The sequence below is a fragment of the Rhodococcus sp. 1R11 genome, from assembly GCF_004563845.1.
GTDB lineage: Bacteria > Actinomycetota > Actinomycetes > Mycobacteriales > Mycobacteriaceae > Rhodococcoides.
On the sequence record NZ_SPNG01000026.1, the window covers coordinates 1 to 10,707 of the forward strand.

A 10,707-nucleotide genomic window follows, 5' to 3' on the forward strand; every position below is an offset into this window, starting at 1 on the left:
TGTTGCCCAGAGCAAGGTTCGGACCGGCGAACCGCGCCACCTGGTAGTACGGGAAATTCCACGGCATGATGCCGAGAAGGATGCCGATGGGCCGTCGTTGAACGATGGCGGTACCCGGCCCACTGAAGACGTCGATCGTCTCGTCAGCGAGGAACGCCGCGGCATTATCGGCGTAGTACCGATAAATCGACACGCACACACCGATCTCACCGAGGGCATCCTCGCGAGACTTCCCCATCTCCCTCTGCGCGATCTCGGCGAGGGTGTCCTGACGGTCTTCGTGAAGTTGAGCGAGGCGTCGCAGCAGCGCCGCCCGCTCCTCGATCGTCGAACGAGCCCACGACTTGTACCCGTCATGCCCAGCGTCCAGCTTCGAATCGATCTCGGCGTCGGTATCGACGGGGAACGACCTCAGCTCCTCACCGGAACCCGGATCGGTGACGGTATAGCTGTTCATTGCTGTCTCCTCAATTTCTGTCATTACTGTGCCCGGCGGGATTCCAGGCCGGTATTGCGGGCCACTGGGTTGGCGACGGCACTTCGCCGTCGCCAACCGATCTGCTGCGCTTGGACTGCGCTCAGTCGACGATCTGATCCAGTGGCTCCTTGGACACGAAGCGCTTCAAGACGTTGCCGGTGATTCTCGCGACGTTGTTGTCGTATCCGTTGTGCGACAGAGCAGCCGTCCAAGCGATCGACCCGACGGAGAAGAATCCGCCGCCACCGTCGAGTGCCCCGAGAACGATGTCGGACCGGACGTAGGGGTGTTCGGTGCCGCCCTGTCCGGGCAAGTTCTCGTAGATTTCTTCGATGACAACCAGGAACGCGTCGGTCAGTGGACCGGAGGTCGCGAGGACGAGTGTACCAGGGGGAGAGCCGAGTGCCGGGTCGTAGCAATCGATTTCGGCCCCGGCCGCTCCACCGCCCATGATGCCGAAGTCACCGATGAGTTCATCGTCACCGATTCCCTCGAACACGAATGCAGCGAGCGGATCACGGCTGTCTTCGAGCCGCTCGTAATGGGTCGAACGGTCGAATCCTTGCGCGGCGAAGCCCACACCGGTCAAACGCTGAGGTGCCTTGCCCTTGTGCCGCCACAGTCCCGCCATCTCCCCAGAAGTGGCGTGCCGTCGCTCGCCGTAGTTCGACTGGTGAGGCCGGGTGCCCCCGGCGGATCGGCGGAGTTCCATCACGTGCGGCTGACCTGGGACGAATGACGCGGTCGCGAAGAACCCGTTGCCGCCCAGGTACATCAGCCGACCCCCACGTGCGGTGAACAGGTCGAGCGCATCCAGTTCTTGGCGCGTGACGTACTCGGGGTGTGCGCCGGTGAGCACCACTTTGTAGTCGGCCAGCAACTCGTAGCCGCCTGCGTTCAGGTCCTCGTCGGTGATGACGTCGAACTCATAGTCGAGCGTGTCCAGCCAGTTCACGATGCACAGGTCTGCGGGCAGTCCCCATACGCCGTTTGCCCCGTACCAGGCCCGGTGCTTGGGCTGGAGTGTGATGATCGGCTTGCGAGCGCTGCTGAACACCACACCGCTGCCGTCGTTGTGGATTTCGTAGCAGGACCGTCCGAATTCGGGATGGTTCTGGAGATCGATGTCATTGTTGTTGAGGATCGGGGTGTGCGACACGATGACCTCGGCGCCGTCGGCCTCGAATGGGGTCCGATCGTTGGCGTAGGCGAGATAAGTAGCGGTCGGAAGAAGCAGTGCCACTTCCTTTTTGCGACTGCCGGGCCCGACGATGAACGGGACGTAGTGCGCTTTGTCGTGCGCCATGAGGCGCGCGGCGTACACCCCGCTGGGGAGGTCATCGGGTACGGCGAAGGTGAACGCGACGGGCCACTCGGCGTCGGCTATGTCGTCGTCGTGGAAGTGGATCGCGTCGAACTCATCGGGTGCGAGGCGGAAGTCCTCCGAGAACCCCGCGTACAACGGCCCGGTTACGGCCCGTATCGGCGCGTTGAAGCACCGACCATGCAGTTGGTTATCGGAGAGATCGACGACATCCCACAACAAAAGTCCGTCGTCGGAGGATGAACGCCCGAAGTGCCAGCGTGCGAGTAGTCCCCCGCCATTACCGTCCAGGGGATCTGACCCCCGGGTGACGGTGAGCGCGCCGATCTTGCCGTTGAACGGAGAGACGGCCAGCCACCGGGCACCATCGCGGCGAGCGAGCGCCGCGATCCGGAATGAATGAGCACTTCGGGCGGGGGTGCATTCGCCCAATGAAGCCGTCGCCTCCTCGACATCGATAGGCATGGCTTGATCGGAGAATTGGTTCATGCAGTTTTCGATGGGTGTCTGCGTCAGCTGGACTTCACCCGCGCCCATTCCGAAGCGCACATCGATTCGGTACCAGTGGTTGGCCTGTAGAACGCTCGCAGTCGAGAGGGTTCGCGGCTGCCCGTCATGGCCCCACAACACGGTGGGCACTCCATCGTCCAGCACCAGCGCGTAACCCGTTGCAGTGTCTTCATCCCATGTGCCACAGATTGTTTGACGCTTGTTGTCCTGACCCATGGAGGTCTGCGTGACGTGGTAGGCACCGATGCTGGCGGCACGCTCGGGCAGTGGCAGCGTCGCGTAGACGTACACGCTGATCGCCACGTCGGTCGGGTCGGCAAGGACCGAGTTGGGATCGTCGATCTCGACGAACGATCCTGGTTGGCAGACATAGTGTTCGCCGGTGTAGCTGCCCGCGAAACTCGCGCCGGCCACATCGTATTCGATGAATCCGGGACTGGCGGACCCGGTGTAGCCGTGACTCAGCCGGACCAGCGAGGCGTCGTATTGGGTCGGCTCTTCGCTGCTTACGTGAAACGTGAGCGTCTCACCTGGGCGAGCAGAGAGGCGATCGGTGTAGCCGAAGATCGTGGTGGGATCGTGCTTCATGAGTCAACCTAACTATTCAACGGTATCGACGAAGAGGGCCAGACGGCGGCGCAATACGGTGCGCGCGGCCGCTGTGTAGTCGTCGAAGACGTCGTCCTCGACGATCAGGTTTCCGGGTGCACCGATAACGATCTTCCCGATTGCCCACGCATCGTTGCTCGGTGCGAAAAGGACTTCCTTGCCTGTGACGGGCAGGGCGCGCAAATATCGGAGAACCCGCGCCGTGCGATCGGTGTGGGGCCCGAACGGGTTGGCATCCAGTTCGGCGGCAACGACCTCGTCGTATTCGGCGGTGACCCGCTCGAGGGTTCGTCGGGCGTGGATCTGTGCCAGTTCTTCGGTACGGTTGGATGCTTTGCGTTGGATACCGGTGGTCATGTCAGCGCTCCTTCTGGGTGGTGACGGCGGGTGAGGCGTGAGGCTCGCCGGCCACTGCAGTCGGAGCGGCCTCGGGGGCGTCGATCTCCGATTGCACCAACGAACGGCCCGTCTTACGGAAGTACAAGGCGATCGCAACTCCGATGGCCAACCAGATCAGCCCGGAGACCTTGGCGTTGAAGCTGCCGCTCCACAGCGCGTAGATCAGTACGCCTGCGCCGAGGACAGGAGAGATGTAGTGGGCGAACACCTTTCGGCTCTTCATCTTCACCCCGAAGTGCACCAGAACGCTGAAGTGGAGCATGATGTACGCGGTCAGGGCGCCGAAGGTGACCAGGCTGGTGAGCAGCTCCAGGTTCTCGACCCCGAGGACTCCCACGACGAGTGACACCGCCATGATGAAGATCATCGCGTTGGCCGGGACCTGTGTCTTCGGGTGCACCTTCGACAGGAATGCCGGGAGCTGACGGTCGCGGGCCATGCTGAACACCAGTCGCGACGAGATGCCATTGGAAGCAAGGATGTTGGCGAACAACGCAATGAGTGCTGTCGTCAGGGTGAGGACGATCTGGAACCAGTTCGCCATGACCTCGCCAGTGATGTTGTAGAAGGCGTTGTTGGTGTCATCGCCGTCGGCGAACACCGTGCCAGTCGGTACGAAGATCGCTGCGAGATAGACCTGGAGCACGAACAGGGCAGTACAAATCCACAGAATGATCATGGTGGCCCGCGCGACGGTCTTGCCGCCCCCCTTGGCTTCCTCGTTGAGCGTCGAGATGCCGTCGAAGCCGACGAAGCTCAGTGCCGCAAGCGGAATGGCGCCGAAGACGACCGTCCAGCTGAACGACTCGGAGCTGAAGATCGGATCGAAGGAGAAGTGACCCTTACCCTGCGCCACTGCCACCAGCGCCCACACGACGAATACGCCCAGGACGACGAGCTGGATAACGAGGAAGATCTTGTTCATCCTCGCGGTGAACGAGATGCCACGCAGGTTGATGCCGGCGGTGATGACGACGAAGCCGATGACCCAAACCCAGGCGGGCACGCTCGGCACGAGCGACACCATTGCCGAGGCCGCGAGGCAGGACAGCAGTGCCGGCATCAGGAGATAGTCCAGCAGGATTGCCCAGCCGGACAGGAATCCGACGAACTGGTTGATGCCGTATCGCACGTAGGAGTAGACCGAGCCTGCGATCGGGAAGGTCTGCGCCATCTCCCGGTAGCTGATCGCGCTGAACACCATGGCGGTCGCGGCAACGATGTACACCAGGCCGACCGCGCCGGCAGAGAAGTTGTACACCAAGCCGAACACGGCGATCGGCGCGATCGGCACCATGTAGATAAGGCCGAAGATGATCACGTCGGCCAAACTCATTGCCCGTTTCAATTCCGGGTCATACCCCAACCGGGCGAGTTCGGCGTTGGCATAACTCCCCGTGTTCTCAGTCTCATTCATGAATTGGACCTTCCGTAAGTGACGGGACTCAGCGTGACAGCTAAGTCGCAAACCGGCCGGGCAGGTGAAGCCACAGGCACCTGTTCCGCGGCCGGCGGCAGTGACTGGCGCCACAGAACTAGGGTGAACTCAAGGTAGCCATCAAGTGGACCGCCAACAATCGGTACTTTTACCGATTACCGCCACGATCGAACGAGGCAGGGCGCTCCCGCACCGAATGGATCTGCGCGTCCGATGCCCCGAATGGACCGGCCCTGCGCATTCATCAGTCGCCGCCGTGCACACGACAAAAGGATTCGACCCCGCAGCCACCAGCACTCGTCGGGGCAGCAGGTTCCAGACGTCGACCGAGATACCCGACCTTCGTTCGATCAGGTATTGACGCACCGGAGTGCCGCGCCCTATGGTGATTGTCGGATTGATCGACAATCTGCTCGTATTCGCTCCTCGGACAATCTAGCCCGATTGGGAAGTCACGCATTCGCCGCGGCTGAAGACCAGCCAGGGCGGCTCGAACACGTATGCGTCGTTGCGCAGCAACGATGTTGACGCCTTGTCGGACCGAGGTTCGACAGAGGTTGCGAGAACAACTTCTCGAACACCGAGCGTCCCGCGCCGGACGGTCGAACGATCTGACAGCACGAGCCTCATCGTGCTGGCCGCACGCATGACCCCCGTCGTGCCGAAAGGAAGACCGTATGACACACATTGCCGTCATCGCCGACGACTACACGGGGGGTACCGACGCCGCAGCAGCACTGCGTCGCAGCGGACTTCGCGTCGTCATGCTCTTCGGCGTCCCGGCCCCGGGCAGCACGCTGCAGGAGTGCGACGCGGTGGTGGTCGGAATCAAATTCCGTAGCATCGCCAGCGCGGAAGCGTGCGAGTACGTCGAGCGAACGGTTGCCTGGCTCCGTGAGAACGGCGTCACGCGGTACTTCTACAAGTACTGTTCGACTTTCGACTCCACACCGGCGGGCAACATCGGTCCGGTATGTGACCTCCTGTCGACTCTCACTGGCGCTCGATACACGATCGTCTGTCCAGCCACGCCACTACACCTGCGCACCACATACTTGGGGCACCTGTTCGTCGGCGACAAGTTGCTCAGCGATTCGCCCATGCGAACTCACCCGCTGACACCGATGACGGACTCCAACCTGGCGCGATGGCTGTCGCTGCAGACCGAATCCCTGGTGGGGTCGCTGCCGCTCGATGTGGTGCGGGCTGGCCACGAGGCGGTGACCGAACGTGTGAACGGACTTGTCGGCCAGGGCATTCGGCACATAGTCACAGATGCCATCGACAATTCTGATCTCGACTCCATCGCCGCAGGGCACGATGAGGCCTTGCTGACCGGCGGTGCCGGCCTGGTGGAGGCAGTGGGACTGAACCTGCGCGCGTCTCTACCTGCAGCCGAGCAACCAACGAGCGGCCCAGGTACGCCCGACGCCTCGAGTGGGACTCTGATTCTCGCCGGAAGCTGCTCGGAAGCAACCCTGGAACAGGTGCGGCGGGCGGAACTCTCCATGCCGGCCTTGCGACTCGATCCAGGCGACATCTCCGACGCCGACGCTCTCGTAGACACCGCCGTCGCATGGAACGAGGCGCAGGCTGCCACCCGCCCGCGGTTGATATACACCTCCGCTGATGCCGAGGAGAGGCGTCGAAGTGCTACGGCCATGGGGCCTGACACCCCGCAGATCCTCGAGCAGGTGCTCGCCCGGATCGCATCCAGGGCGGTCGAGGCGGGCACGCGCCGCATCATCGTCGCGGGTGGCGAAACGTCAGGAGCCGTGGTTGCCGAACTCGGCGTACAGCAAGTCCTCGTCGGCGACGAGGCTGCACCCGGGGTCCCCTGGTGTACGACGGTGTCCAGCGATCCGATTTCACTCCTGCTCAAGTCCGGCAACTTCGGTGGTCCCGACTTCATCACGGAAACCGCGTCCGCATGACGGGCACCATGGCAACCGAACGGGCCGCGATCGTCCGTCATGGAGCATCGCTGTTCGACCGCCGGCTGACAGCGGGTCGGACCGGCAACATCAGCGTGCGAGTGGGTGATCGCATCCTCATCACGCCGACCGGAACCTCGTTGGGCAGCCTGATACCTGACGAACTCGCACTCCTCGATCTGAACGGAGAGCACCTGGACGGCTCCAAACCCTCCAAGGAATGGCCGATCCACGTCGAGACCTATCGTGCCCGCCCCGATTCGCATGCGGTCGTGCACCTGCACAGCTCACACGCAGCAGCAGTGTCCTGCCTGGCCGGGCTCGACGTCGCGGACTGCCTGCCTCCGTTGACCGCGTATCACGTCATGAGGGTGGGACGGGTACCTCTCGTCCCGTACATGCCTCCGGGTGATCCAGCCCTCGGCGAGGAGGTAGGACGTGCCATGAGCGCAGCGCACTCGGTGCTGCTGGCCAACCACGGCTCGGTACTGGCGGGCAAGACGCTGGCCGAGGCCGTGGATGCGGCCGAGGAACTCGAGGAAACAGCGCGGATCTTGTTGTTGGTGGGCGACCGACCCGTGTCGATGGTCACCTACAACCCCTGAACGCGCAGCATTGTTGGACAATTGACAGTCGACCAAGCGTCTGGCAGAATCTATCGAGTGGGTGGCCTCAACCCTCGACATCTCTTGTAGCGAAGAGGATTTCCTTCACAAAAGCGATCGGTGGTCCCAGAACACGGTCAACGAGTGAGGGTTCGGTGAGGAGGAGGTTCGGTGGCCATGGCCGCCCAGATCGAGCACTGATTCCGAAGACGCAATTGCTCAGCATTCGGCTTCCACTCGTCGACAATCGCTCGTAAACGACGCTGCTGATCCCGCTCGAGCATCGGCACGTCGGACCGAATGCCACAGCTGTCCAGCGCTCGGGCCACCGCCGAACTGGTCCGGCCCCAATTCAACTGACAAACAACTCATTCCGATGAAATAGGAGAACGATCGTGACCGAGACCAGCTACTGGCACCCCTTCGCGCAGATGAGCGCGATCAAGAACGACACCGTGACGATCGTGCGCGGCGAAGGCCGCACGGTGTGGGACGCCGAGGGCAACAGCTACCTCGACTCTCTTGCCGGCCTGTGGTACTGCAACGTCGGACTGGGTCGTACCGATATCGCGGACGTCGCCCGTCAGCAGATGATCGATCTCGCGGCGTTCCAAACCTTCGACGTATTCACAACTCCGAACACCGAGCTGTTCGCCTCTCGAATTGCCGACTACCTTCCCTTCCCCAACGGCAAGATCTTCTTCACCGCCGGCGGTGGCTCCGAGGCAATCGACACCGCGGCCAAGTTGGTCCGCCTGTACTGGTCGGCCGTCGAACAACCCGGCAAGAAAATGATCATCAGCCGCACCCGTGCCTACCACGGCATGAACGCCTACGGCACATCGCTCGCCGGCCTACCCGCCAACCTCCACGGTCTCGGAACGATGGTCGAGTCTGTGGCGCAGGTACCGTGGAACGACGCCGAAGCCCTTCGGACCAAGATCGCCGAGCTGGGTGCTGAGAACGTAGCGGCATTCTTCTGCGAGCCGATCGTCGGCGCAGGCGGCGTACTCCACCCACCGGCGGGTTACCTCCCCGAGATCGAGAAGATCTGCCGCGAGAACAATGTGCTGCTGGTCATCGACGAGGTGGTCTCCGCATTCGGCCGCGGTGGCGACTGGTTCTCCTCCGGACGCTACGGAATTCAGCCCGACATGATCACCATGGCCAAGGGTTTGACGTCCGGTTATGCTCCGCTCGGTGCGGTCGCGATCGCGCCGCGCGTATCGGACGTGTTCTGGAAGGACGGCTCGACCGCCGTGTTCCGGCACGGTTACACGTATTCCGGGCACGCGATGGCCACCGCGGTCGGCAACGCCAACCTGGACATCCTCGAAAAGGAAAGTCTCGTCGACCGAGTGGCGGAGTACGAATCTGTGATGGCATCGCACCTGGCCCCGCTTGCCGATCACCCGCTGGTCGACGAGGTGCGCGCCGGCGTGGGATTGCTCGGAGCCGTCAACATCGATCCGAGGGTCAAGGAGGCGAATCCCACCGTGCTGGCCAAACTCACGCGCGAAGCTCGCAAGCGCGGTGTGATCACCCGTAACCTCGGAGACGTCGCATTGCAGGTGTCGCCGGCATTCACCATCACCGACGAGGAATTGGCGAAGGTCGCCGGCACCATCCACGAAAGCCTGGAGGTAGTTTCGCGTGAGTCCGACTTCGTTAGGCCCTGATGAGGTCCAAGCCGACCCCGAAGACTCGCGTGCGCGGCCGCGCGGACTAACGCGGCCCAAGACGCTTACCCATGCGGTCATCGATCACATTGCCGAAGCTGTGATCCGCGGCGTGTATCCGCCGGGCTCACAGCTGCCCGAGGTCACCCTCGCCGCGGAGCTCAACACCGCCCGGGGCACGGTGCGCGAAGCGTTGCGTGCCCTGCGGGATCGGGGTTTGGTGGAGATCCATCCGCACCGCGGTGCCTTCGTCCAGAGCATCGGCGAGAAGCGGGTCCGCGAAGTGTTCAATCTCCGCGCACTGCTGGAATGCTATGCGCTGCGCACTGCGATGACACGGGGTTACGTCGACGAGGCGGCCCTGGGAACCATTCGAGCCGCCTTCGCCGAGCTCGAGGATGCCTACCGTCGCCATGACTTGTTCGCGGTCGTCGATGCCGACATCCAACTGCATTACGTGATCGCATCCACCTGTCGGGAAGACCTACTGCTGGACCATTTGAAGTCGATTCAGATGGAGACTCGGCGGGTCATCGTCCTGACGAAAGTGCTCGATTCCGATGCGAAGGCCGAGCCCGACTCCCACCGCCCGGTCATCGAAGCTATCGAGGCCGACGATGTCGAACTCGCCGTGTCGCGGCTCGACGACCACATCTGCCAGTCCCGCGAACAGCTGCTGGCCCGCCTCCGAGAAAGAGATCCGTCATGACCCGTCGCGTTGTACTACTTCACACCGTCAGCGGACTCCTCCCCGTGTTCGGTGAGCTCGGCAAGGGACTCCCCGCCGATGTCAAGGTGTCCAACATCGTCGACGAGTCATTGCTGGCCGACGCACTCGCCGAAGGTGCCCTGACAGCGTCGATCTCGCGCCGCGTGGTCGACCACGTCATCTCGGCGGTCGACAGTGGCGCAGTGGCCGTGATGGCCACCTGCTCGTCCATCGGACCCGCCGTCGAACTGGCCGCACAGCTCGTCGATGTCCCCGTATTGCGAGTGGACGTGCCAATGGTCGATGCTGCGATCGAATCCGCTCAGGTTGCCGCCGGCACGGAGCGCGCGCCCCGGATCGCTGTGCTTGCCACTGCCAAGTCCACTCTCTCGCCCACGGTCGACTTGGTCCGCCGCCGAGCCCAGGATGCATCGGTGGAACCTGAACTCGAAGTCCGACTTCTCTCAGAGGCATTCGCCGCCAATGCTTCTGGAGACACAGCGCGCCACGACGCGATCATCGCCGAGGCGTTACGTGATCTCGCTGAGTCGGTCGATTCCATCGTGCTTGCCCAGGCATCCATGGCACGTGTCGCTGCCATTGTCTCCAATGAGGGTCTGACCACACCGACCTTCTCGAGTCCCGGTCTCGCCATGGGCAGACTGGCAAGCGTCCTCGAACACGCGTAACGCTCGCTCCTTCTCGGGCACACGCTTGCTACCAACTCACTGGTCGTAGCGCGCTACGGGAGACTCTTCACGCGGATATCTATCGTGACCGGCGAATGATCGGCCCCCTGGTCACACCCGACCCCTTGCCCCTCGTTTCGACGACGCGCAAGGGGCGGGCACACGATTCCCGGGCGAACGCCATCGGCTGAAGTCGGCCCCGAGCGGTCCGGTCTCGGTCGTGAGGGCAGTGCCGAAGGGCTCGAGGAGTACCAGAACGTGCGCTTCTACAACATCGCCCGCCGCCCCAGCACGTGAACTACCCACATCCATTCACTTCTCCCCAGAACGAAA

General features: G+C 62.8%; 9 protein-coding genes. 5 read left to right on the forward strand and 4 right to left on the reverse strand.

The genetic code is table 11. The features are described 5' to 3' along the window. The 4 genes from E4P29_RS25675 to E4P29_RS25690 form a co-directional block, all read right to left on the reverse strand. On the reverse strand, positions 1 to 457 hold a 457-nt coding region (locus E4P29_RS25675; protein ID WP_135048075.1), incomplete at its 3' end, for an aldehyde dehydrogenase family protein. 121 nt (positions 458 to 578) lie between these two features. Then, positions 579 to 2,900, reverse strand: coding sequence for a N,N-dimethylformamidase beta subunit family domain-containing protein (locus E4P29_RS25680; protein WP_135048077.1), 2,322 nt, complete (start codon positions 2,898 to 2,900; stop codon positions 579 to 581). Between the two features lie 12 nt (positions 2,901 to 2,912). Then, positions 2,913 to 3,278, reverse strand: coding sequence for a hypothetical protein (locus E4P29_RS25685; RefSeq protein WP_135048079.1), 366 nt, complete (start codon positions 3,276 to 3,278; stop codon positions 2,913 to 2,915). A 1-nt stretch (position 3,279) separates the two neighbouring features. Next, complete coding sequence (locus E4P29_RS25690; RefSeq protein WP_245154500.1) at positions 3,280 to 4,737, reverse strand: APC family permease; 1,458 nt, start codon at positions 4,735 to 4,737, stop codon at positions 3,280 to 3,282. Positions 4,738 to 5,435: 698 nt separating this feature from the next. On the opposite strand from E4P29_RS25690, the gene otnK reads away from it, so the two are divergent. The 5 genes from otnK to E4P29_RS25715 all read left to right on the forward strand — a co-directional run bounded on the left by otnK (position 5,436) and on the right by E4P29_RS25715 (position 10,374). Next, positions 5,436 to 6,692 carry a 3-oxo-tetronate kinase gene (gene otnK, locus E4P29_RS25695; RefSeq protein ID WP_135048081.1) on the forward strand — a complete coding sequence of 419 codons (1,257 nt, stop codon included), beginning with the start codon at positions 5,436 to 5,438 and terminating at the stop codon, positions 6,690 to 6,692. After that, a complete protein-coding gene (otnC, locus tag E4P29_RS25700; RefSeq protein WP_245154501.1) occupies positions 6,689 to 7,297 on the forward strand; it encodes a 3-oxo-tetronate 4-phosphate decarboxylase in 609 nt (202 codons plus the stop codon). The genes otnK and otnC overlap by 4 nt, the downstream gene beginning before the upstream one ends. A gap of 395 nt (positions 7,298 to 7,692) precedes the next feature. Then, complete coding sequence (locus tag E4P29_RS25705) at positions 7,693 to 8,976, forward strand: aminotransferase class III-fold pyridoxal phosphate-dependent enzyme (protein ID WP_209205520.1); 1,284 nt, start codon at positions 7,693 to 7,695, stop codon at positions 8,974 to 8,976. Further along, positions 8,951 to 9,685, forward strand: a complete 735-nt coding sequence (locus E4P29_RS25710; protein WP_135048083.1) for a GntR family transcriptional regulator — start codon at positions 8,951 to 8,953, stop codon at positions 9,683 to 9,685. Before E4P29_RS25705 ends, E4P29_RS25710 begins: the two co-directional genes overlap by 26 nt. After that, positions 9,682 to 10,374 (forward strand): aspartate/glutamate racemase family protein, encoded by a 693-nt coding sequence (locus E4P29_RS25715; RefSeq protein WP_135048085.1) that lies wholly within the window; start codon positions 9,682 to 9,684, stop codon positions 10,372 to 10,374. Before E4P29_RS25710 ends, E4P29_RS25715 begins: the two co-directional genes overlap by 4 nt. Positions 10,375 to 10,707: the final 333 nt, after the last annotated feature.